Annotated in this window: 20 protein-coding genes; 7 read left to right on the plus strand and 13 right to left on the minus strand. The window is 68.5% G+C overall.

Annotation, left to right across the window (positions count from 1 at the left end; translation table 11 throughout):
* Positions 1–61: 61 nt before the first annotated feature.
* From NA10_RS22720 to NA10_RS38810, 5 genes are all read right to left on the minus strand, one after another.
* On the minus strand, positions 62–1,348 hold the full coding sequence (locus NA10_RS22720) for a serine/threonine-protein kinase (protein ID WP_245677657.1): 1,287 nt from the start codon (positions 1,346–1,348) through the stop codon (positions 62–64).
* 93 nt (positions 1,349–1,441) lie between these two features.
* On the minus strand, positions 1,442–2,611 hold the full coding sequence (locus tag NA10_RS22725) for a VWA domain-containing protein (protein WP_067571226.1): 1,170 nt from the start codon (positions 2,609–2,611) through the stop codon (positions 1,442–1,444).
* 223 nt (positions 2,612–2,834) lie between these two features.
* Positions 2,835–5,033 carry a DUF5682 family protein gene (locus tag NA10_RS22730; RefSeq protein WP_067571228.1) on the minus strand — a complete coding sequence of 733 codons (2,199 nt, stop codon included), beginning with the start codon at positions 5,031–5,033 and terminating at the stop codon, positions 2,835–2,837.
* Positions 5,034–6,131, minus strand: a complete 1,098-nt coding sequence (locus NA10_RS22735) for an ATP-binding protein (protein WP_067571230.1) — start codon at positions 6,129–6,131, stop codon at positions 5,034–5,036.
* Positions 6,128–9,406: an SWIM zinc finger family protein gene (locus tag NA10_RS38810; RefSeq protein ID WP_067571232.1), complete on the minus strand. Its 3,279-nt coding sequence runs from the start codon at positions 9,404–9,406 to the stop codon at positions 6,128–6,130. Before NA10_RS38810 ends, NA10_RS22735 begins: the two co-directional genes overlap by 4 nt.
* A gap of 200 nt (positions 9,407–9,606) precedes the next feature.
* Between NA10_RS38810 and NA10_RS22745 the strand changes: the two genes are divergently transcribed.
* On the plus strand, positions 9,607–9,888 hold the full coding sequence (locus NA10_RS22745) for an Rdx family protein (RefSeq protein WP_067571234.1): 282 nt from the start codon (positions 9,607–9,609) through the stop codon (positions 9,886–9,888).
* A 3-nt stretch (positions 9,889–9,891) separates the two neighbouring features.
* Here NA10_RS22745 and NA10_RS22750 read toward each other — a convergent pair whose 3' ends face one another.
* Complete coding sequence (locus tag NA10_RS22750) at positions 9,892–10,170, minus strand: FmdB family zinc ribbon protein (protein ID WP_307188410.1); 279 nt, start codon at positions 10,168–10,170, stop codon at positions 9,892–9,894.
* Positions 10,171–10,311: 141 nt separating this feature from the next.
* Here NA10_RS22750 and NA10_RS22755 point away from each other — a divergent pair, with 141 nt between their 5' ends.
* Entirely contained in the window at positions 10,312–11,871 is a 1,560-nt protein-coding gene (locus NA10_RS22755; protein ID WP_084515139.1) for a carboxylesterase/lipase family protein, read from the plus strand.
* Positions 11,872–11,883: 12 nt separating this feature from the next.
* On the opposite strand, the gene NA10_RS22760 is transcribed toward NA10_RS22755, so the two are convergent.
* The 3 genes from NA10_RS22760 to NA10_RS22770 all read right to left on the minus strand — a co-directional run bounded on the left by NA10_RS22760 (position 11,884) and on the right by NA10_RS22770 (position 15,516).
* A complete protein-coding gene (locus NA10_RS22760; RefSeq protein WP_067571302.1) occupies positions 11,884–13,179 on the minus strand; it encodes a cytochrome P450 in 1,296 nt (431 codons plus the stop codon).
* A gap of 115 nt (positions 13,180–13,294) precedes the next feature.
* On the minus strand, positions 13,295–14,014 hold the full coding sequence (locus NA10_RS22765; protein ID WP_067571236.1) for a TIGR03089 family protein: 720 nt from the start codon (positions 14,012–14,014) through the stop codon (positions 13,295–13,297).
* Complete coding sequence (locus tag NA10_RS22770) at positions 14,002–15,516, minus strand: LCP family protein (protein WP_084515140.1); 1,515 nt, start codon at positions 15,514–15,516, stop codon at positions 14,002–14,004. Before NA10_RS22770 ends, NA10_RS22765 begins: the two co-directional genes overlap by 13 nt.
* 213 nt (positions 15,517–15,729) lie before the next feature.
* On the opposite strand from NA10_RS22770, the gene rfbD reads away from it, so the two are divergent.
* Genes rfbD through manB form a run of 3 tightly spaced genes read left to right on the plus strand, consistent with a single transcriptional unit; the run spans position 15,730 to position 18,663 of the window.
* Positions 15,730–16,620 carry a dTDP-4-dehydrorhamnose reductase gene (rfbD, locus tag NA10_RS22775; protein ID WP_084515142.1) on the plus strand — a complete coding sequence of 297 codons (891 nt, stop codon included), beginning with the start codon at positions 15,730–15,732 and terminating at the stop codon, positions 16,618–16,620.
* Positions 16,621–16,631: 11 nt separating this feature from the next.
* A complete protein-coding gene (locus tag NA10_RS22780) occupies positions 16,632–17,549 on the plus strand; it encodes a glycosyltransferase family 2 protein (protein WP_067571240.1) in 918 nt (305 codons plus the stop codon).
* A gap of 22 nt (positions 17,550–17,571) precedes the next feature.
* Positions 17,572–18,663, plus strand: a complete 1,092-nt coding sequence (gene manB, locus NA10_RS22785; protein ID WP_373862404.1) for a mannose-1-phosphate guanylyltransferase — start codon at positions 17,572–17,574, stop codon at positions 18,661–18,663.
* Between the two features lie 64 nt (positions 18,664–18,727).
* Here the strand turns inward: manB and NA10_RS22790 are convergent, their stop codons facing one another.
* Together NA10_RS22790 and NA10_RS22795 are read right to left on the minus strand one after the other, a co-directional pair.
* The gene (locus NA10_RS22790; RefSeq protein ID WP_067571244.1) at positions 18,728–18,946 is read right to left on the minus strand and encodes a DUF4287 domain-containing protein; all 219 of its coding nucleotides are present in this window, start codon (positions 18,944–18,946) and stop codon (positions 18,728–18,730) included.
* 56 nt (positions 18,947–19,002) lie between these two features.
* Positions 19,003–19,431: a DUF4267 domain-containing protein gene (locus NA10_RS22795; RefSeq protein WP_067571246.1), complete on the minus strand. Its 429-nt coding sequence runs from the start codon at positions 19,429–19,431 to the stop codon at positions 19,003–19,005.
* Between the two features lie 92 nt (positions 19,432–19,523).
* Between NA10_RS22795 and NA10_RS22800 the strand changes: the two genes are divergently transcribed.
* Both NA10_RS22800 and NA10_RS22805 read left to right on the plus strand, forming a co-directional pair.
* Complete coding sequence (locus NA10_RS22800) at positions 19,524–20,102, plus strand: TetR/AcrR family transcriptional regulator (RefSeq protein ID WP_067571248.1); 579 nt, start codon at positions 19,524–19,526, stop codon at positions 20,100–20,102.
* An 80-nt stretch (positions 20,103–20,182) separates the two neighbouring features.
* Positions 20,183–21,664, plus strand: a complete 1,482-nt coding sequence (locus NA10_RS22805) for a phytoene desaturase family protein (protein WP_067571250.1) — start codon at positions 20,183–20,185, stop codon at positions 21,662–21,664.
* A gap of 33 nt (positions 21,665–21,697) precedes the next feature.
* On the opposite strand, the gene NA10_RS22810 is transcribed toward NA10_RS22805, so the two are convergent.
* Entirely contained in the window at positions 21,698–22,615 is a 918-nt protein-coding gene (locus tag NA10_RS22810; protein ID WP_067571252.1) for a cation diffusion facilitator family transporter, read from the minus strand.
* 99 nt (positions 22,616–22,714) lie between these two features.
* Positions 22,715–23,641: a cation diffusion facilitator family transporter gene (locus tag NA10_RS22815; RefSeq protein WP_067571254.1), complete on the minus strand. Its 927-nt coding sequence runs from the start codon at positions 23,639–23,641 to the stop codon at positions 22,715–22,717.
* Between the last annotated feature and the right edge of the window lie 88 nt (positions 23,642–23,729).

Below are 23,729 nucleotides of genomic sequence, written 5' to 3' on the forward strand. Positions count from 1 at the left end.
ACGAGGAATCCGGCCGGTCCCCGAGGGGTGACCGGCCGGATTTCGTTGTCGCCGAGGCTTTTCAGCGGTTGTACAGCACGACGGTGACCACCACGATGATCAGCACGAGCGCCACCGTGGTGCCCGCGATAATCCAGCCGATCTGGTTCGAACTGCGTTCGGGCGCGGTGTACACCGGCTGCTGCTTGGATTGCGGTGCGTAATTCTGTTGCGGCGCAGGCTGTTTCGGGAAGGCCGCACCGGAGTTCGGATGCTGATAGGCGGGCTTGGGTGCCACCACCGGATTCTGATACAACGGCGCCGGGCTCTGATACCCGTGCCCCGAATTCGGATACTGCTGATTCGGTCCGGCCACCGGACTCTGATACGGCGGAATGGGATTCGATCCGGACATGGGTCGCTGCGGCGGCACCGGCGCCGGAATCACCGGCTGCGGTCGCACCGGAGTAGGCGGCCGGGGCGGGGCGACAATCGGCTGCGGTCGCACCGGGGTCGGCGGGCGGGGCGGCACCGGCCGGGTGGCGAGGGCGCGATCGACGGCCGCGGAGAATTCCACACAGGATCGGAAGCGATCCTGCGGCCGCTTGGACAGGGCGCGGGTGAGCACGGCGTCGATGGTGCGCGGCAGTTCCGGGCGCAGCGGGCTGGCGGGCGGGGGCGGCTGCTGCAGATGTCCGCGAATCACCGCCGCCGGACTGGTGCCCTCGAATGGCACCACGCCGGTGAGCAATTGGAAGAGCGTGCAGGCCAGCGCGTACTGATCCGCGCGCTCGTCGACGGTGGTGCCGGTCAACTGTTCGGGGGAGGCGTAGGCCAGCGTCGCGGTGACCGTACCGGTCTGGGTGAGGTGACCGGTGTCGTCCCGCAGGCGGGCGATACCGAAGTCGGTGAGGTAGACCCGCTCGCCCGCCGCGCCGCCGGAGGACCGCGCGAGCAGAATATTCGCAGGCTTCACATCGCGGTGCAGGACGCCGCGACCGTGCGCGTAGTCGAGCGCCTTGGCGGTTTCGGCAATGATCTGCGCGGCCCGCAGCGGCGGCAGGGAAGCCGCCTTGACGGCGGAGGCGTTCACCCCGTCGATGTACTGCATGGATATCCACAGCTGTTCACCCTCGGCGCCGCGGTCGTAGACCGTGACGATATTCGGATGGTCCAGCTGGGCAACCAGATCCGCCTCCCGGATGAACCGGGCGCGAATCTCGTCATCGGTGAACATTTCCTGATTGAGCAGCTTCAACGCGGTTTTTCGCGGCAGCCGGGGATGCCGGGCCAGGTACACCGACCCCATACCGCCACGGCCGAGTTCGCGTTCTATGACGAAACCGGCGAACACATCACCAGAGCGCAAAGTCGAGCCCCCGTTTCCACGAGACAGATCAAGCTGGCAGCCTACCGTGTGGGGCGTAGCCGCCTCAGACGCTATATTCCACGGCTTTATATCTCAGCCGGCCTGCCCGGCGTTCACATGCGCCCATTTCTGGACATCGCCGCGATCCAGTGCGACGGCCAGCAGATCCGGGAAACGGTCCGGGGTGCAGGCGAAAGCGGGTACGCCGAGGGCGGTGAGTGCGGCGGCGTTATCGCGGTCGTAGGCGGGTGCGCCCTCGTCCGAGAGCGCCAGCAGCACCACCACCTGGACGCCCGACTCCTTCATGCTGCGAATTCTGCGAAGCATCGCCGCGCGCACACCGCCCTCGTAGAGATCGGAGATGAGGACGAAGAGGGAGTCGGCGGGGCGGGTGATGAGCGACTGGGAGTAGGCGATGGCGCGATTGATATCGGTGCCGCCGCCCAGTTGGGTGCCGAACAGGACATCGACCGGATCCGAGAGCTTCTCGGTCAGATCGACCACCGCGGTGTCGAAGACCACCAGCGAGGTCTTCAGCGAGCGCATGGAGGCCAGCACGGCCCCGAACACCGACGCGTACACCACGCTCGAGGCCATGGATCCGGATTGGTCGATGGCCAGGACCACATCCCGGCGTACGGCCTGGGCCTTACGCCCGTATCCCACAAGCTTTTCCGGCACCACGGTGCGCTGCTCCGGCAGATAGTTGGCCAGATTCTTGCGAATGGTGCGGTCCCAGTCGATATCGCGCAGTTTGGGCCGCGAGACCCGCGCCGCGCGATTGAGCGCACCGCCGACCGCGGCGATGGTCTGCGCCGCCAGCCTGCGCTCGATCTCGCGCACCACCTTCTCCACGACCATGCGCGCGGTCGCCTTGGTGGTCTCGGGCATCACCCTATTCAGGCTCAGCAGGGTGCCGACCAGATGCACGTCCGGCTCCACCGCCTCCAAAAGCTCGGGCTCCAAAAGTAATTCGGTGAGGTTCAGCCGGTCCACCGCATCGCGCTGCATCACCTCGACCACGGTCGAGGGAAAGTATCGCCGAATATCCCCGAGCCACCGTGCCACCTGCGGCGCGGACCCGCCCAGCCCGCCGGACCGCCGTCCACTCGCCCCACTGCGAGCATCAGTGTCGTACAGCGCCCCCATGGCCCGATCCATGGCCACATCCTCGGCCGCCCCGAGCGCGCCCAGCCCGGCCTCGGCCGCACCCCCGAGCACCAGCCGCCACCGCCGCGCTTGCGCTTCGTCCACCCCGCTCATCGCATTCCTCCCAAGTTCCATATGCCACTGGCACTCCCGTCATCCCTGCGCGCAACGCCCCCGTCATCCCGGCGCGTGATACTCCTGTCATTCCGCTGTGCGGCCCCGTCGTCGTGCCGCGTGACACTCCTGTCATCCCCCCGCGCGTCGCCGACATCCCTGCGAGTGGTACCCCCGTCATCCCGGCGCGCATTTGGCCGGGAACCACACCATCGACGGCCGATCATCCTGCGATCCCGAGGATTTCGGCCGCCGCCCGCAGCGCGAGCTGCCCCCGGACGCTGTCGTACTCGCCCTGCGTCGTCGCGACCGTGGTCGGCGCGCCATTGCGGACCGACTGTGCGATGGCCTGGCGTTCCCCGGATTCGAAGGCGCCGAAGGTGCGGCGCAGCAGCGGCAGGGTGGCCACGAACTGGTCCTCGTCCAGGCCGCAGAGCCAGGCGTCGATGAGGCCCAACAGGTTTCGATCGTGGACCAGGAGCAGGCCGCGACCGCCCAGGAAACCGTCGATCCACGCCGCCTTCTCGGCCGCGGTGTGACCGACCGACAGGGCCGCCGATAGTCGGCGGGCGGATTCGGCGGCATCGATGATCTCGGCATCGCAGAGCAGTCGCACGGCCCGGCCGACCAGGGTGCCGTTGATATCGGTGCGATCGGCGAGGGTCTGCAGCGCGGCCAGCCAGGTGGCGGTCGCCCAGGCGTTCTCGCGCGCCGAAAGCGCCAGGTGCACAGCGTCTATCAGCGAGCGCAGCTCGGCGGCCCCGTCGCCGTCCAGGCCGGTGACCGCGCTGGGCAGGCCGGCGCAGGCGCGCACCAGCAGACCGTCGGCCACCCGGGTCAGCGCATCGGAATCGGTACCGCGCACATCGCCGTAGCGCAGCGTGCGCAGCAGACCCGGGAGCGCCGCCATCAGATGGGTGACGTCATGGTCCAGGGCCGCAACCGATTCCAGCCGGGCGATGAGGCCGTCGGTCGCGCCGCCCAGATCGGCCAGCAGCGCCGCTTCCAGGGCAGCGGACACCTGCCCCACCGTGACATCCGGATTCGCAGCGGTATCAAGCACTTTCGCCTCGGCGGCGGTGCGCAGGGTGGTGCCCCAGCGCGCGGCCTCGATAATCGCGATGGACAGCTCCGGCCGCCAGCGCAGCGTCCAGGTCTCCCGGAAGGTGCCGGTATTGCGCACCTGACCGTCGGTGAGCTGACCCCAGCCGATGCCGAGCAGCCGGAGCCGGTGCAGCAGATGGGATTTGGCCATATCGCGGTCGGTGCGAAGATCCAGGTCGACGGTGCGCTCCAGGGCCTGCTGTTTCAACCGCAGCGTCCTGATCTGCGCGCGTAGATCGGCCTCCAGCGGCACGGTCGGGGTGCCGTCCGGGACCGCGCCCAGCGCCTCACCGACCACCATTTCCGAGCTGACCAGGCGCAGCATGGTCTCATCGCCGTCGCAGAGCACCGCGCGGGTCGCCTCGGTGACCTCGGACAACCCGGCCAGGGGCCGCCCGCGCAGGGTCGCGAGAGTTTCGGCGAGCCGGACCGATTCGATGATGTGCGCACTCGACACCGGCAGATCATGGGTGCGGAGCATGCCCGCGACCCTGGTCAGCCAGCGCACGATGGGCTGCTCGGTCTGGGTGAACAGATGGTGATACCAGCCCGGCGAGGTGATGCCCGCGCCGTATCCGGAGGCGGACGACAGGCGCGAATGCGTCCAGGGCACCCAGGTCAGCATGGCCTTGCCCCTGGGCAGCCCCTTCAGGATCCTGGCGTCGGCGGTGGCCGGGCCGAGCTTGCCGGACAGCGCCGGACCGTGCCAGGCCCCGCAGACGACGGCCAGGCGTTGTGCCCCGTCCTTCAACGACTTTCGCATCACCTGCCGCATATACGCCTCGCGGCGCAGCGTGTGCTCATCGATGACCGCGGTTTCGCGCAGCGCCGCCATGGCCTCGTTCACCGCCTCGAAAATCTCCGCGTCCGAGGAGGATTCGACAATGGCGTCCCACCAGCGTTCGGCATCGTCGTACCCGCCCGCCTCGGCCAGCTCGGCGAGCGGATCCGAGCGATCACCCGGCTCGTCGGTCAGGGCCAGCGTCATGGCGGCGGGCAGATCGAAGAACCCGACGGGCACGGTGTTCTCCGCGCCGTAGCGCATCGCCTGCCACTCCGGGGAGAAAACCGCGAAGGGCCACAGCGCGGCCTTGGCCGGTTCGTCCGGGTGGTAGCCGAGCAGGGCCACCGGCGGCTCCATACCCTCGGCGGCGAGAAAGCCGAGCAGCGGATCGGCGTCGGCCGGACCCTCGATGAGAATGGCGTCTGGTGAGAATTTCTCGAGTGCCAGGCGCAGCGAACGCGCCGAACCCGGACCGTGATGGCGGATACCGAAGACGCGGGTCTCGGCCGTCACGGCGGTGGAGATGGTGCTCATCTAGCTCACCTCGCGGCAGGCCCGGTAGAAGTCCGCCCAGTCGGCGCGCTGGCGCACCACGGCCTCCAGGTATTCGGTCCACACCACCGAATCGGCGACCGGATCCTTGATGACCGCGCCCAGCACCGCGCCCGCGATATCGGCGGGGCGCAGAATGCCGTCGCCGAAATGCGCGGCCAGTGCGAGGCCATTGGTGATCACCGAGATCGCCTCGGCGGTGGAGAGCGTGCCGGACGGCGACTTCAATTTGGTGCGGCCGTCGGCGGTCATCCCCGAGCGCAGTTCGCGGAAGACCCGTACCACCCGGCGCACCTCCTCGGCCGCGGCGGGCACCGCGGGCAATTCCAGTGCGGCGCCGAGCTGTTCGACGCGGCGGCTGACGATCGCCACCTCCTCGTCCTCCCCGGCGGGCAGCGGCAGCACCACGGTATTGAAGCGGCGGCGCAGTGCGGAGGAGAGCTCGTTCACGCCGCGATCGCGATCATTGGCGGTGGCGATCACATTGAAACCCTTGGCGGCCTGCACCTCCGTGCCCAATTCCGGTACGGGCAGCGTCTTCTCCGACAGGACGGTGATGAGCGCGTCCTGTACATCCGAGGGGATGCGGGTGAGTTCCTCCAGGCGGGCAATGGAACCCGCGCGCATGGCGGTCATGATCGGCGAGGGCACCAGCGCGGCATCGCTCGGACCCTCGGCCAGCAGGCGCGCGTAATTCCAGCCGTAGCGGATGGCCTCCTCCGCGGTGCCGGAGGTGCCCTGCACCAGCAGGGTCGACCGACCGGAGACCGCGGCCGCGAGATGTTCGGAGACCCAGGTTTTCGCGGTACCGGGCACACCGATGAGCAGTAGCGCCCGATCGGTGGCCAGGGTGGCGACCGCCACCTCCATGAGGCGGCGCGGGCCCACGTACTTGGGGCTGATCACGGTGCCGTCGGACAGCGTCCCGCCGAGCAGGTAGGTGACCACCGCCCACGGCGACAGCTTCCAGGACGGCGGGCGCGGGCGGTCGTCGGCGGCCGCGAGCGCGGCCAGTTCCTCGGCGAAGGCTTGTTCGGCATGCGGGCGCAGCAGGGCGTCCTGCTCCTGAATCGTGGTCACTTCAGCTCCTCGAGCATTGCTCTGCGTTGGATGAGGTCGTGGGCGAGTTGGTCGAAAGCCTGCTCCCAGTAGGGATCTCCGCATTTGCGGGCGATACCGGTCACCAGGTCGGCGGCGGTCACCGGGAAATGCGCGGCGGCCGCGCGGAACAGGGTGCGGTAGGAGCCGGGCACCAGGCTGGGCGCGCCCGGCCGGTCGGCGCTCAATTGCGCACGCTCGAGCAGCAGGCGCAGCACATGGTCGGCCATCGGGCCGGGCCAGGGCCGCGCGATGGCGCGCAGCAGCGATTCGATCTCGGCGAGCCAGCTGCTGTCCAGGCGGCGCAGATGCCGGATCTGATCGTCCAGGGGTTGCAGGGCGAAGAGTTCGCGCAGCTTCTCACTGTCGGACTCACCGGCCTCCTGTGCGGCGTAGGCGGCGAACAGGGCCTGCGCCCAGGACGAATCCCGTTGTGCCAGTGCGGCGTCGGTCCAGCCCGCGAACATGGGGCCGCGCATGGTCTCGGTCATGGCGGTGCGCACGGCCTGTTCGGGCGGGCCCAGCACCCGCTCCCAATGCCGCAGCGGGGTGGCCGCGACCACCCGGTGCAGCCATTCGGCGGAGAGATCGGGTGCGCCGTCGGCGCGATAGGCGGTGTAGCCGAAGGAATCTCCGACGCCGTCGCGGCGGGCGGCGTCATCGAGCACGCCCGGACCGGTGGTGGTCAACTCGGGACGGCGCAATCGCTGCCCGAAGGTGAGCCAGGCCGCGGCGCGCTCGGTCATGCGCTGCGCGAAATGCGAATCCGGCAGTCTGCCCAGCAGATCCGCCGCCGTTCGCCGCACCTCGGAGCGGCGATCGTCCAGCGCGGTCTCCAGCAGTGCTTCGTCCATGAGTGAGAGACCGTCCGCGAAGCATGCCAGCAGCTCCGCCTTGCCCGGCCCGGATTCGGTGCCCCACGAGCCGGCCAGGGCATCGCGCGCGGCCACCGGATCGCGACGCCGCAACTGCGCCAACCACACCCGGCGCTCGGCCGCTCGCCCGTGCGACCACACCGACTCATCCGCCGCGTCCGCCCGCACCAGCGTGCGCCACCCCGGATGCTGTGCCGCCAGCCAGCGCCCCCGCGCCCCCGCCAACCGCAACAGCGGTTCCCGATGCTGCGACAGGGCCTTGGCCCGCTCCAACAGCAGACTGCACAGCGCGTCCGGCGCACGGAGATCCCGCGCATCGGCGGTCGCCAACCACTCGTGCAGGAACGGCGAATTATCGGTCAGCAGCTCAGCCAATCGCGCCGCCGCGGCCGAAGACAACCGCAACCGCTCATCCGCCTCCGCCGCCGCCGGCAACTCCACCGATCCCGGCATCGCCCCGCCCCTCGCGAAACAGTCCTGTAGCGCCGCGGATTCGAGCAATTCTGCGGCCGAATCACCGACCCGGCGGTTCGCGGATGTGGCGGTCGAATCGCCTTCGATCGAATCGGCGGGTGTGGTCGACTCAGCGACCACGGGTGTAGCGCCCGGCCCGGCTTCGAGCGGACCCATCGGCGCGGTCGGATCGGCCGGCGCATTGGAATGACGAGGTGTGGGCATCGAGGTCGGACCGGGATGGAGTGGATTCGCGGAGGCGGCCGGGTCGGCGGGTGCGGGTGCTGCCGCGGGGCGGTGAGAAAGCGCGAGGACCGGTGCGGACAGTGCCTCCCTGTTCACCGTGCGGCGGGCCGTGCCGACCAGCGCCGCGGAGACCAGTTCGGCACTCCCGGTATCCGATTCCGTTGCGCCGCCGGGGATACCGTATGAGGTCCCCTCCGCCACACCGATATCCACCACCGTTCCATCGCACAGTGCCGCGACCGGCACCAGTCCCTCGGCGGTCCATTCCCCGACCACGCCCAGCGGATGGCCGCCGGAGAGCCCGAGCAGCCGCCAGGGTTCACCGTCGCCGACCGCGATCGGCAACGAAGTGCCATTGGATTCCGCTACCCACCAACCACTTTCGTTGTGAATCGGCGTCACGTCGGCCAGGAACACCGGCCAGGACCGAACGAAAGGATCGGCACCGACCGCCCGTGCATGATCTTCGAGCGCGACGGCGATTCCCCACGGCCGTTCACCCGCATGCGGGGCGGTCACCTTGTCCGCCGCGGGCTCCGCGCCCGTACGGCCTTCGATCTCTGTGTCCGCGTGGTCTTCGGCGCGGGGGGCGGTGCCCGCCGCATGCCTGGCGGCCTCGGCGTTCGCGTCCCGTTGATCACCGAACTCGGCAGCGGCGCCGTGCGTTCGAGTGCGAGTATCCGGCACCGTGGTGAACGGGTCCGGAAGGGTATGGCGGGTGCCCCAGACGGCGCGGAGTCGGTTCGCGCCGGGGTAGTAGTGGATGTCGGCCTCGATCTGGAAGCCGGGGGCGGGGGTGTCCTGCGGGAAGCTGGGGCTGCCGAAATGGTGGTCCACGATCAGGGCCCAGTGACCGGAGGTTCTGCCGCGCAACCAGATTCGGCGGGTGTAGAGGTTGTCCTCGACGGTGGTTCGCGCGCCCAGGACCATCCAGGTGTCGCGGACGGCCGGTTCGGTGCGAATCGATTCCGCGGGAGTCGGATAGCCGATATGGGTGCGCACACTGGCTTGCAGGGCGGGGGAGAGCGCGTCGAGGCGATGGTGCGCGGTAGCCAGCAGATGCAGCCGGGCGTATTCGCGCAGCAGCAGTCGCGGCCAGTCGGAACGGGTTGCGGCGCGCGGCAATTGGCGCAGGGTGGCCGCGATGCCGGGGGCCTGCGCGTCGACCATGCGGGCGGCCACCGTCTCGAAGGCGGTGGGGGAACGGTCCGCCGCCGCCAGACCGGTGCGAATCTGGTCGGTCAGCCACATATCCAGATCGGCGAGCCCGGCGGTGACGCGGGCGCGGCGCTGATCGGCGGTGGCGGAATTGGTCTTGCGCGCCGGATTCGATTCCGGGTCGGCCTTTTTGGCTTCGCGGGCGGCGCGACCGTGCAGCCATTCGGCCGCGAAATCGGCAATGGCATCGGTAGCTGGAATATCGCCCTCGGACCAGACCAGCAGTAGTGAAAGCGCGTGTTTGCACGGGAATTTACGGCTCGGGCAGGAGCATTTGTACGCGGGCCCGGCGGTGTCGACGATCGTCTGATACGGGCGACTGCCGCTGCCCTGACACAGGCCCCAGAGCGCGGTGTCGTGCTGCCCGCTGCCGCTCCACTTGCCGCGCAGCTTGCGGGCGGCGGTGAGTGATGCGGCATCCGGAGCCAGCGCCGCGATCTGATCGGCGGTCCAGGCGGTGGTCATCGTGCCCCCTTCCTTCGTTCACCGCATGTCTATCGCAGGGCACCGACAAGTGCGCGCCCACGGGCATTGCCAATATTTTGCTGGTTTCCCGGGTGAAGTGGTTTCGCGGTGATCAATGAAAAACGCTGTGGGGAAAGTGAATTCAACAAAGGTGGAACCATGTGCGCGATGCGGGGGAAGGCGCCGGTAGGGTGTCCGATATGTCCCGCGTAGCGATCGAATACTGCACCCAGTGCCGCTGGCTACTGCGCGCGAGCTGGATGGCTCAGGAGTTGCTGACCACCTTCGTCACCGACCTCTCGGAGGTGGCGCTGGTACCGGGCGAAGGTGGGGTCTTCCGCATCACCGTCGATGGCGAGCAGCTCTGGGATCGCAAGGCGGACGGCGGTTTTCCCGATATCGCCGTCCTCAAGCAGAAGGTGCGCGACCGGGTCGCGCCGGGACGCTCGCTCGGTCACACCGATAAGAAGGACGCTGACTGAGGGTCAGCAGCAGCCGCCACCGCCACAGCAACCGCCGCCGGACGGCATCGAGGGCATCTGCGGGGCGGCGGCCGGTACGGCCCCGCCGCGGCTGACCGTCCCGAAGGTGGTCAGGAGTTTGACGGTGTCCGTATGGCCCCGCGGGCAGTCGGCGGGATCGGACGCCTCCGCCATCGGACGGGACATTTCGAAGGTATCGCCGCAGCTGCGGCATCGGTACGCATAACTCGGCACCCGCCCAGCGTAGGCCAGGCCCCGCGCTCCGGCGCGGGTACTCGCCACCGAACGGCCGGTGACCCGGTATCGGCGGACGCCCGGCTCCGCTGTGCCGTGCGCCCCGGTCGGCGGCGCGCGGGTCGCGATCGACCTGCCGTTTCCGATGCACTCGGTACTCTCGATTTACGGAGTACGAGGAGGTGGGCTGTGAGCACTCGAGTCTTCGAGACACTGCCGGACGAGGATGTCGACCCGGTGGTACGGACCGAATACGGTCGGGTCCGGGGCCGGCGGGAGGGATCCACCGCCGTCTGGCGCGGAATTCCGTATGCCGCCGACGCGGGTGGACCCAATCGTTTCCGGCCGCCGCAGCCCCCGCATCGATGGGACGGCGTGCGCGATTGCGTCACCTTCGGGGAGATCGCTCCGCAGGCCGCCGGATTCGTCCCGGTCGACTCCGGACTGCGGATGGGTGAGGACTGCCTGTGGCTCAATGTGTGGGCCCCCGCCACCGTCACCGACGAACCGCTCCCGGTCATGGTGTGGCTGCACGGCGGCGCGTACTGCCTGGGTACCGCCGCGCAGGCCATCTACGATGGCCGCAAACTCGCCGAGACCGGCGGGCTCATCGTGGTCACGGTCAACTACCGGCTCGGTGCGCTCGGCTTCCTGGACCTGTCGTCCCTCGGCGCGGACTTCGTGCCGAACCTGGGCCTGCACGATCAGATCTTCGCCCTGGAGTGGGTGCGCGACAACATCGCGGCCTTCGGCGGCGATCCGGGCAATGTCACCATCTTCGGGGAATCCTCCGGCGCGGGCTGTGTGACCGCACTGCTCACCTCACCGCGCTCGGCCGGGCTGTTCCATCGCGCGATCGCTGAATCACCGCCCGCCACCACGGTTTTCGGGCCGGAGCGCACGGCCGGTGTGGCGCGGCGCTATCTGGAGATCCTGGAGCTCACCGAATCCCGCGCGGGGGAACTGCTCGAATTGCCCATCGAGCGCATCGCTTCCGCCGCGGGCATCCTCTTCGACGAGGTGCCCACCAAGGAGCCGGGCCGCCTGGCCGCGGTCCCGGTGGTGGACGGCGATCTGCTGCCCGCCTATCCGACCGAACGATTCCGCGAGGGCCGCTCGCATCGGGTGCCGTTGATCATCGGCACCAATAAGGACGAGGCGTCCATGTTCCGGCTGTTCCGCTCGCCGATCATGCCGGTCACCCCGGAGGCGGTCAATGCCATGCTGTCGGGCGTGGCGGCCGAGCACCCCGGACTGTCGGCCGAGCGGATCGCCGAAATCGCTTCCGCCTATATGGTTTCCACCCCGCGCGGGGCGCTGGGCCTGTCCACCGACGCCGCCTTCCGGATGCCCGCGCACTGGGTGGCCGAGGCGCATTCGCTGCACTCGCCGACCTGGATGTACCGCTTCGACCATGCCACGCCGATGCTCAAGGCGGCGCGGGTCGGTGCGGGGCATGCCTGTGAATTGCCCTATGTCTTCGGCAATTTCGGCTCCTTCGACCACGATCCGACCTTCTGGCTCGGCGGACGCAAAGTGGCGCAGGAGGTTTCGGGTCGTATGATGCGCCGCTGGACCGCATTCGCCGCACACGGCGTTCCGGCGGCCATCGACGGCTCCAAACACTGGCCGCCCTACACCGTCGCCGAACGCAGGACATTGGTGATCGATGCCGCCGACCGGATCGTGGAAGACCCTGACGGCGACCGTAATTCGGTCTGGGGCGACCAGGTGGTCGGCTTCTACTGAGGGGCGGCGGTGCTACACCGTCGCGGTGGCGCGGCGGCCCAGGTTCACCGGCATGCTGGAGTAGCCGTGCAGGGTGTACAGCGGCCGCCGCACCGGTGCGCCCGCCAGCGACAGCTCCGGGAAGCGGTCGAAGAGCGCGCGCAGCGCGTATCCGGCCTCCATCCGGGCCAGGCTCGCGCCCAGACAGGTGTGGATACCGCTGGAGAAGGTCAGGTGATCCCTGGCGTTCGCGCGCGTGACATCGAATCGCTCCGGATGCTCGAATACCCTCGGATCCCGATTCGCGCCCGCCAGCGAGAGCACCACCACGCTGCCCTTGTGCAGTGACACCCCGCCGATCTCGGTATCGCACAGCGCCATTCGCGCGGTGTTCTGCACGGGCGCGTCGAAGCGCAGCACCTCCTCGACCGCCTGCGGCCACAGTTCCGGATCGTCGCGCAGCTTCGCCGACTGCTCGGGATGGCCGAGCAACTGCACCACGCCATTGCCGATGAGATTGACCGTGGTCTCGAAACCCGCGCCCATGAGCAGGCTGGCCGTCGCCTTCAATTCGCGATCATCCAGATCGCCCGCGGTGACCAGGCTGCTGAGAATATCGTCGCCGGGTTCGCGGCGCAGTCGCGCGATGTGATCGTCGAGGTACCCGTCCATGGCGATCATGGCGGCCGCGGCCGCCCGCCAGGTGCGCCAGGCGATGCCGAAGTCCAGCAGTGGGCTGGCCGCATCACCCCAGGCCAGGAATTCCGCGCGCGATTCCTGGGGGAAACCCAGCATTTCGGCGATGATGGCGATGGGCACCTGCGCCGCGTAATCCTCGACCAGATCGGCGGATCCGTCCGCGGGCAGCGCCTCGAGCAGTTCCGCGGTCACCGATTCGATCCGTTCGCGCAGCCGTCCGACGGCACGCGGGGTGAACGCCGCCGAGACCGATTTGCGCAATCGGGTGTGTTCGGGTGGATCGACCACCAGCATGGACGGCGGCTCCACCGGATTCGGCGGCAGCGGCGCGGCGTGAATCAGCCTGGTCAGCGGGGCGGGCAGTTGTACATTGTGCGCGCCGAAGATACCGAATCGATTGTCCCGCAGGATGGCCCGGCTCAGCTCGTAATCGGCGGTGGCCCAGCCCACCGGACCGTGGGACAGGCGTCCGCGTCCGCGCAGCGCTTCGATATACGGATACGGGTCCCGCAATCCCTCGGTACTGCCGACCAGCCGGGCGAAGGGATCACCCCGCCGGGCCTGTATACGCAATGCGTACCTGGGCGTGCCCTGCTCCAGCAGCCACCGTAACCAGTATCGCGGGCTCATCATCGCTGACTCCCATCATCGGATGTCTCCACCGTACGGAAAACCGGTGTGCCGAAAAACATCCCGAAGAGGGAAAAGCCGCTCCTACCCCGGTAGGACGAACCGGCGCGGGCGATCAGGCCCCGCGCTGCGCGGTGACCCGTTCGGAACTGATGCGCCGCTCCCGGGCGGCCGGGTCGGGGTTCGCGACCTGCACCAATGACGCTCCGGCGGCGAGCACCGCGACCAGACCGTCGATCAATTCGGCCGGTGTCTCCCACGAGGTCGTGGAGAGCACCCGATCCTCGGCGGTGAAGCCCTGGCGCGCAGCGGATTTGCGGGCCTCCTCGAAGACCTCCGAGACCGAGGTGCCGTCCAGTGCGCAGCCGATACCGCTCGGCCGGAACTGGTCGCCGTGCACCCGCACCGCGCTCGCGTAATCGGTGACGCCGACCGGCAGATCCCGCACCGGCATACCCATCGGATCCAGCGACAGCGCGGCGACCTCGGGAATATCACCGGCCTCGTCGATGCGATCGGCGGTCACCAGCGCCAGTTCGGCATCGGGATCGGCGTGCAGGACCACCTCGACCCCGGCCCACCAGCAGCCCAGCAGCACCGCGGCGGTCTGCCAGTGCGCGGGCAGCAGCACCGCGACCCGGGATCCGGCCGAGAGCCCGAATTCGTCGCGAATCATATTGGCGGTCTTGGCCGCCCAATTGGCCAGGGTGAGCGCGGACAGCTCGATCCGCGCCCCGGTGGCGTCGTCGTAATAGGTGATGCGCGGGCCCGCCGGATCGCGGGCGAGGATGGGGTCGAGCACCGCTTCGGTGAGGGTCTCGTTCAGTTCACGCATTTCGGTCCGTTCTTACCGGCATCGATGGGTGGAGCGGGCGGCACCGGGGTCATGGTGTTCGAACTGCTGGTGGTGAAGTCGGAAGTGCTACCCGTCGCCGAACCGGGACCAGCGTAGTCACCGGCCAGCACCACCCGAATCGAGCCCTCCGGCATCCCGCTCTGCGAGAACACCGGCAGCCCGCCCAGGGCCGCGGCCACGGCTCGTGCCTTGTCGTCACCGCTGTTCGCCGCCAGTACCCGACTGCTCTGGATCGGTCCGCCGATCCAATTGTCCACCGAGCCGGTGCGGAATCCCTTGCCGGTCAGCGCCTGTGCCGCCTGGCCGGCCAGACCGCCGGTGCCGCTGGCGTTGTAGACGTCCACGGTGACCGTGGAGGGGTCGACGCCGCCGGTCTCCTCGTGCGCGTCGTCATCGCCGATGGTTTTGGAGACGTACTTGCGCACGGCGATCGGATCGACCTTGACCACCGATTCGCCCTCATCGGTCCAGCCGTTGAGATCCTTGACCGGAATGGTCTCGAACTTCACCTTGCCGCCGGACAGATCCTGCAATTGGTGCATGAACGACAGCACATCCCAGCCGTCGTCGAGGACGACCGTGCGGCCGACCGCATCGCTGAGTTCTTTGAGGCGGCCCGGATTGGTGAGCGTCTTGGCACTGAGCACCTGATGCACCAGTTGCGCCATGTACACCTGCTGGCGCACGATCCGATCCAGGTCGCCCCTGGGTAGTTCATGGCGCTGGCGTACGAAGCTCAAAGCCTCGGGCCCGTTGAGTCTTTGGGATCCGGCGGGGAAGTCCGCACCCGACATCGGTTCGTACACCGGATTGTTCAGGCATACCTCGACACCGCCGACGGCATCGGTGAGCAGGACGAAACCGAGCAGACCCACCTCGGCGTAATGGTCCACGGTGATACCGGTCAGATTGGCGACCGATTTGATCAGCGCCTGCCGCCCGGCCTGGGTGGAGCGCTTATCGGCATCGCTCGCGCCGACGCCCTTGTCGAGCAGTTTCTGCTGTTCGGTCAATTTGGTCGCGCCGTACGCCGAGTTGATCTTGCCCATCCCCAGACCGGGGATATCCACATAGGAGTCACGCGGAATGGAGAGGGCGGTCGCCGATTCGCCGTTGTTCGGCACCCGGATGAGCACGATGGTGTCGGTATTGAGGCCCACCTCGTCACCTGCGTGCAGCATGGCCCGCTCATCGCCGGACAGCGGATTGCCGTGCGCGTCGGTGCGGGAGTCGATGCCCACCATGAGAATGTCCACCGCGCCGTCCCGGCCCCCACCCAGGCCGAGATTGCCGATCCGCTCGATACTGGAGACGAGCTGATCCACGCTGTGCCAGCCGAGCCCGGTGCATACCAGGACCAATACCGCGGCCACCGCGGACAGCGCACGCAGCGGATTCGCGCGGTGCCGACCGCCCCACGAACTCGACCTCGGCGGGCGGCGCGACGGTAGCGGCGCGGATGCCCTCGTGGGTTGCGACAACCTCGACTTCCTCTCAGTGTTCGGCCGACCACACCCGAACTCCGGGTGACGTCGATGGAATTCCCCCACTAGGCAGGCTAGACGCGCGTCCGGACATGTCCGTGTAGCCGACGCTCCGTGAGTCGTGCGGCCTCGCGCGCGCGTACGCGCGCGCGAGGAGGTATACGCGCAGGTGGAGTCGGGTGCGTGCGGTCCCGCGCGGGGCGTGCCAGACTGTCCGCCGTGACATTTCCCGCCGTGACACCAATCACCGCGCGGCTCGTGGTGACCGGCGCGCACGGGCAACTCGGGCGCGCTCTGCTGGCGCTCGCGCCCGGTTCGCGTGGTTACGGACGCGCCGAACTCGATATCACCGACGCCGATGCCGTACGCGCCGTGGTGAATCCGGGTGATGTGCTGGTTAATTGCGCGGCGTACACCGCGGTGGATCGGGCCGAGTCCGAGGAGGCGGCGGCGTTCGCGGTCAATGCCACCGGACCCGCGGTGCTGGCGCGGGTGTGCGCCGAAGCCGGTGCGCGCCTGGTGACCGTCTCCACCGACTATGTCTTCCCGGGCACCGCCGCGCAGCCCTATGAGCCGACCGATCCGACCGGTCCGTCCACCGTCTACGGCCGTTCGAAACTGGCCGGGGAGCAGGCGGTTCTGGAGCTCGACCCGAATGCCCGGATCGTTCGAACCGCCTGGGTCTACACCGGACAGGGCACCGACTTCGTCGCCACCATGCGCCGCCTCGAAGGTGAGCGCGAGACCGTGAACGTGGTCGCCGACCAGCTCGGATCACCAACATACGCAGTGGATTTGGCCGCGGGGCTGCTGGAGCTGGCCGGCCGTCCCGGCGCGCCCGGTTCGCCCGCGATGCCGCGAATTCTGCACGCCACCAATGCCGGACAGGCCAGTTGGTTCGAACTCGCGCGGGCCGTTTTCGCGGGTATCGGGGCCGATCCGAACCGCGTACTCCCGTGCGGCACCGCCGATTTCCCGAGACCCGCTCCGCGCCCGGCATATTCGGTCCTTTCGGGCAAATCCTGGGCCGCGGCCGGGCTCACCCCGCTCCGAGATTGGCGAGCGGCACTGAACGACGCGCTCTCCGCCATCTCCGACTAGGCTGGGCGTCCGTGAGCCCCTCGGATTCTGCTGAACGGCCGACGCTGGCCGTCGTCACGGTGACCTACTCGCCCGGTGAGCACCTGCAGCACTTCATCAGTACGCTAGCCACCGCTACCAGCGAGAAGCCGCAGGTCATTCTGGCCGACAACGGCTCCACCGACGGTGTACCGGAGTTGATCGCCGATGCCAACGCGCATGTGCGACTGCTACGCACCGGCGGCAATATCGGGTACGGCGGCGCCATCAATCGCGCGGTCGCCGAGATCGATCCGGAGATCGAGTTCATCGCCATCGTGAACCCGGATATTCGCTGGCACACCGACTCCATCGACGAACTGCTCGCCGCAGCCCGCCGCTGGCCGCGCGCCGGGGCCCTGGGTCCCAAGGTGCTCGAACCGGACGGCAGCCTCTACCCCTCCGCGCGCTCGGTCCCCGGCCTGCTCGACGGCGCCGGCCACGCCATCCTCGGCACCATCTGGGCGGGCAACCCCTGGACCCGCCGCTACCGCCAGGAGAACGAGCAGATCTCCGAGCGCACCGTCGGCTGGCTCTCGGGCTCCTGTCTGCTGGTTCGCCGCGCCGCCTTCGACTCCATCGACGGTTTCGACTCGCGCTACTTCATGTACATGGAGGATGTCGACTTCGGTGATCGAATGGGCCGGGCGGGCTGGCACAATGTGTTCGTGCCGTCCGCGGAGGTCACGCACGCCAAGGGACATGCCGCCGGACGCCACCCGGAGACGATGCTCCCGGCGCATCACGCCAGCGCCTACCGTTTCCAGGCAGATCGGCATCCGCACTGGTGGCAGGCTCCGCTCCGGATCGCGCTGAAGGCTGGACTTGCGATCCGCTGCAGGCTTGCGGTTCGATCCGCACTGCGCGAACGCGATAAGGCAGCGGCCGAGTCGACGGGCGCGACTCACTGACAACCCGACAACAGGGGAGATGATGGCGAACAGCGGCAATGCTGCCGGGTCCACGGATGCGGTGATCCTGGTCGGAGGCCAGGGCACCCGCCTGCGTCCCCTGACCCTGTCCGCCCCGAAACCGATGCTGCCCACGGCCGGACTGCCGTTCCTACAGCATCTGCTGGCCCGCATCGCCGATGCGGGCATCACGCACGTGGTGCTCGGCACCTCCTACAAGGCCGAGGTGTTCGAGGAACACTTCGGCGACGGCTCCGAACTCGGGCTCGAACTCGAGTACGTCTTCGAATCCGAGGCGCTGGGCACCGGCGGCGGTATCCGCAATGTGCTGCCGAAGCTGCGCGCCGACACCGTCATGGTGTTCAACGGCGATGTGCTGGGCGGCACCGATCTCAACGCCGTGCTCGAGACACATCACTCGAGCAATGCCGATGTGACGCTGCACCTGGTCCGGGTCGGTGATCCGCGCGCCTTCGGCTGCGTCCCCACCGATGAGACCGGCCGGGTCACCGCCTTCCTGGAGAAGACCCAGGATCCGCCGACCGATCAGATCAATGCCGGTTGCTATGTCTTCCGCCGCGAGTACATCGAGAAGATTCCGGCGGGCCGCCCGGTCTCGGTGGAACGCGAGACCTTCCCCTCCCTGCTCGCCGAGGGCGCGCATATCCAGGGACACGTGGACACCTCGTACTGGCGCGATATGGGCACCCCCGAGGACTTCGTCCGCGGTTCGGCCGATCTCGTGCGCGGTATCGCCCCGTCCCCGGCGCTGCCGGGGCAGCGCGGTGAATCGCTGGTGCACCCGAGCGCGGGTGTGGCGCCGGGCGCACTGCTCATCGGCGGTACGGTCGTCGGCCGCGGCGCCGAGGTCGGGGCGGGCGCACGCCTGGACGGTGCGATCCTTTTCGACGGCGCCTGCGTCGAAGCCGGTGCCACGGTGGAACGTTCGATCGTGGGCTTCGGCGCGCGCATCGGTCCGCGCGCGCTCGTGCGCGACGGTGTGATCGGCGACGGTGCGGTCGTGGGCGCGCGCTGTGAACTCTTACGCGGTGCGCGGGTGTGGCCCGGGGTCGATATCCCGGACGGCGGCATCCGCTTCTCCACCGACGTATAGGGCTGTACAACGCGAATCGGCCGCTCCCGTTGCGGGGCGGCCGATTTCGACGTTTCGCGGGAGATCAGCGCTCCCATTTGCCGGGGTTCAGGTGGAACTGGGCGAGGGCGGTGGCATGGCCGTGGCCCATCTCGTGTTCGGTTTTCAGGAACTCGACCAGCGGCTTCTGGCCGGTGATGCCGGTTTCGGTGAGAACCGCGAACCAGTCGTCGACGGAGCGACCGTATTTGGCTTCGATGCTCGGGAAGTACGAGACCGGGCCGTGCGGCTTGGTGGTCGCCATGGTGTCGCTCCTTTATCTGTGTGCTTGCGGGAGAAGACGATTCGGGGTTCGGAAATTCATCGGACGGTGGCGGGGGTCACAGTCGAGGTCGCGATCGGGGCGGTGCGGGGCTCGCGGAGCAGCAGCACGCCGGTGAGGGCGACCAGCACGGCGGTGAAGCCGTGGATGCCGAAAGCGGCTGCGGTGGAGCCGTTGTGGGTGAGGACGATGAGCATGTCGGCGACCGGGGCGAGTGCCATGACCAGCATGGTGATGCCGAGGGCGAGGCGCTGGCGGAAGGCGAGGAGGGCCAGGATGAGCAGGCCCATGACGATGTCGCGGTCGCCCTTGACGTTCAGGAAGTCGGCGGCGTCGCCGTGCGGCCATACGGGCATGCCGAAGCCGCTGGCGGAGCTCTCCGGATCGGTCAGGAAGCCGATTCCGACGTAGATGATGAAGGCCGCACCGAGGAGCGACAGGGCGGTGGCGATGCGGGAGATGGTCATTAGTTCTGCTCCATAATCTAGCGTTGCTAACTGATGTGGATAACGCTAGATGATGCATGGGTAGTTTGTCTAGCGATGCTAGAGTTCATTTCATGAGCGCCATCCAAACCCGCAAGGAACGCGAACGCGCCGATCGCCATCAGCGCATCATCGACACCGCTCGCGAACTCGCGGAGACCCAGGGCTGGGACGCGGTCACCATTCGCCGCCTCGCCGATGCCATCGAATACAGCCAGCCCGTGCTGTACAGCCATTTCGCGGGCAAGGACGCCATTGTCGCGGCGGTCGCCGAACAGGCCGCCGCCGAACTCGCCGTCGCTACCCGCGGGGCCCGCGAATCCGCCCCCGATCCCGTCGCGGCTCTGACCGCCGTCGCCGAAAGCTATCTGGCCTTCGCGCGGGACAGCTCGGCCCTCTACGACGCCCTGTTCCTGCTGCGCACCGATCTGAAATTCGGTCCCGAGGCCCCGCAGGCGCTCAAGGACTCCTTCGTGGAGTTACTGCACACCTTCGCCCCCTTCGCCGGATCGCACGATGTGGAGACCTTCACCGAGGTCGCCTGGTCCGCCCTGCACGGCCTGGCCACCCTGGATCGAGGCGGGCGGCTGCGCCCCGAATTTCGCGCTGAGCGCCTGCGAATCCTTGTCGCCCAATGGGTTGGAACGGACTGATCTCCGATGGGAGTTCAGGGGCCTGGTTCGCTCGGTCGCGGTTTCGGCGGGGCTTCCGCGTCTGCGCATAGGCTGTGGGTATGGCTGACGCGGTGGTGGTCGGGTCGGGGCCCAATGGGCTTGCGGCGGCGGTGATCCTGGCTCGAGCGGGGCTCGAGGTGGAGGTCCACGAGGCGGCCGGCTCCATCGGGGGCGGGTGCCGGACCGCGGAGGTCACCCTGCCGGGGTTCCGGCACGACCTGTGCGCGGGGGCGCATCCGATGGCGGTGGCCTCGCCGTTCTTCCGGGCCTTCGATCTGGCGGCGCACGGGGTGGAGATGCTCACCCCGCAGGTGTCGTACGCGCATCCGCTCGACGGCGGGCGGGCCGGGCTGGCCTGGCTTGACCTGGAGCGGACCGCCGACGGGCTGGGCCGCGACGGCGGGGCGTGGCGGCGATACTTCGGGCCGCTGCTGCGCGAATGGGAAGACCTGGTCGCACTGATCATGTCGGATATGCGGCATCCGCCACTGGATCCCGCGGTCCTGCTCCGGCTCGATCCGGGCATCGAATTGCGTGCCGCCCGGCGCCTGGTGGAGCAGTCGACACCGCTGTGGGACTTGCGTTTTCGAGAGGACATCGCGCCCGCGCTGATGACCGGCGTTGCCACGCACGCGATTCGGCCGCCGCGCAGTATCCCGGGCGCGGGGGTGAGCATGCTGCTGGGCACCCTGGCGCACGCGCGCGGCTGGCCGGTACCGCGCGGCGGTAGTCAGGCCATCGCCGACGCGCTGGCCGCCGACCTGCGCCACCACGGCGGTCGCATCATCACCGGGCATCGGGTCGACTCCATCGACGAATTCGATTCCGTGCGAACGGTTCTGCTGGATCTGGCGCCCGCCGAACTCCAGCGCATCGCCGCGAACCGCCTGCCCGGTCGATACGCCAAGGCGCTCAGCCGTTTCCAGTATGGCGGAGCGGCCTGCAAGGTCGACTTCGCGCTCTCCGGCCCGGTCCCGTGGCAGGCGCGCGGTTGCGAACGCGCGGGCACCCTGCATCTGATCGGCAGTCGTGCCGAGGCCGTCGCCGCCGAAAAGGCCGTTGCCGCAGGACATCACGCCGAAAGCCCGTATGTCCTGTCCATCCAGCCCGGCGTCGTCGACGACAGCCGCGCCCCCGCGGGTAAGCACACCTTCTACACCTACGCCCACGTCCCCAACGGCTCCACCCGCGATATGACCGAGGCCGTCACCGCCCAGGTGGAACGCTTCGCCCCCGGCTTCCGCGACCTCATCCTGGCGACGAACGTCCGCACCGCCGCCACCATGCCCGCCCACAACGCGAATTACATCGGCGGCGATATCTCCGCCGGCGCGATGACCCTGCGCCAGAGCATCTTCCGCCCCGTCCCCCGCTGGAACCCGTACCGCACGCCCCTGCCCGGCGTCTACCTATGCTCCTCCGCCACCCCGCCCGGCCCCGGCGTCCACGGTATGAACGGCCTGCACGCCGCCCGCCATGCCCTGCGCCGCGAATTCGGCATCCGCACAGACCCCCTGGACCTCCTCGCCGGCCGCGCTTGACGGCGTGCGCTCGGCAGTGGTCGCGGCGGACGCCTACTCCGCGGCGGTGCGGTACGGGTCCGGCTCCAGGTAGACGTTGCCCGCGGCCGGAATCGCTTCGCGGACACGGGCTTCCGCGGCGTCGAGGGCGAGGGCGGCGGCGCTGATGTCCTGGCCGGGTTTCATGGCGACCTTGGCTGCGACGAGTAAGTCGCTGGGGGACAGGTATTGGGTTTTCAGGTTGAGGACGCGGGTCACCTGGTCGCCGTCGACCAGGGCCGCGCGAATGCGCCGCTCCTCCTCGGGGGTCGCGCCCTCACCGATGAGCAGGCTCTGCATTTCGATGATGAGCACCAACGCGATACAGCCCAGCAGCACGCCGATGGCAATGGTGCCGATACCGTCCCAGAGCGGATTGCCGGTGAGGGCGGTCAGGCCGACGCCGAGGAAGGCGAGCGCCAGCCCGACCAGGGCGCCGGAATCCTCCAGCAGCACCACGGGGAGTTCGGCATTGCGGGTGGTGCGGATGAACCGCCACCAGCTGTACCGGCCCTTCATCGGGGTGGACGCCCGAATCGCGGTGAGCAGGCTGTAGGACTCCAGGCCCATCGCCGCCACCAGGATCGCGATGGCGATGCCGACATCGGTCAGCTCCTGCTGATGCCGGATCTTGCTGATGCCCTCCTCGATGGAGTACAGCGATCCGACGCTGAAGATGACCAGCGCCACCACGAAGGCGTAGAAGTAGCGGTTGCGCCCATACCCGAAGGGGTGCAACTGATCCGGTTCCTGCTGGGCGCGTTTGCGGCCGATCAGCAGCAGGCCCTGATTGGCGCTGTCCGCCAGTGAGTGCGCCGCCTCGGCCAGCATGGACCCGGACCCGGTGATCGCCGCGCCCGCGAATTTCGCGAGGGTGATACCGACATCGGCCGCGAAGGCCGCGAGAACCGCTTGTCTGCTGCCGGACGCCATACGATCACGTTACCGATGCCGCCCCGGGAGCGCCGGATGTACACGCACACCGGCCGGACCCGAATCGCGTCGCGGGTCCGGCCGGTTCGAGTGTTGTGCTCAGCCCTGAATCGGTTGTGTGCGATACAGATCCGGCTCGAGGTAGATCACGCGGGCGACCGGGACGGCCGCGCGGATCCGGGCCTCGGCGGCATCGATGGCGGTGGCGATATCGGCGATCTCCAGGCCCGGCACGATGGAGACCTTGGCCGCCACGAGCATCTCCTCCGGACCCAGGTACTGGGTGCGCAGATGGATGACACGGTCGATGGCCTTGTCGTCCACCAACCGCTCGCGAATCGCGCGGTCCTCGTCCGGGGTCGCGCCCTCGCCGATCAGCAGGCTCTGCATCTCGATGATCAGAATGACGGCGATGATGCCGAGCAGGATGCCGATCGACAGCGTGCCGATACCGTCCCACACCGGTTCATCGGTGATCACGGTCAGCGAGATGGCCGCGAACGCCAGCACCAGGCCGATGAGCGCGCCGGAGTCCTCCAGCAGCACCACCGGCAGCTCCGGATTGCGGGAGTTGCGGATGAACCGCCACCAGCTGGCATCGCCCTTGAGCGGCTTGGATTCCCGCATGGCGGTGACGAAACTGTAGCTCTCCAGCGCGATGGCGATACCGAGGATGGCGATGGCCACGAACGGGCTGGACAGCTCCTCGGGATGCTGGATCTTGTGGATGCCCTCGTAGATGGCGTACACCGAGCCGAGCGCGAAGATGACCAGCGCGACGATGAAGGAATAGAAGTAACGATTGCGGCCGTACCCGAACGGGTGCAGCTCATCGGCGTCCTGTTCGGCGCGCCGCTGCCCCAGCAGCAGTAGCCCCTGGTTGGAGGTGTCGGCCACCGAGTGCACGGCCTCGGCCAGCATCGACGCCGATCCGGTGATCGCCGCGCCGATGAACTTCGCCACCGCGATTCCGGCATTGGCGCTGAGCGCCGCCAGGATCGCCTTCTTACCGCCACCCGCAGACAATGTTGTGTTCCTTCCCGAACCAATGTCCGTTTTGTCGCAAAACCCGCTTGAAGGGCGAAGCCTACCGACCCTAACCGCCCGCCATGCA

Origin of the sequence: Nocardia acidivorans NBRC 108247 (assembly GCF_001625085.1) — a bacterium.
GTDB classification, from domain to species: Bacteria; Actinomycetota; Actinomycetes; order Mycobacteriales; family Mycobacteriaceae; genus Nocardia; species Nocardia acidivorans.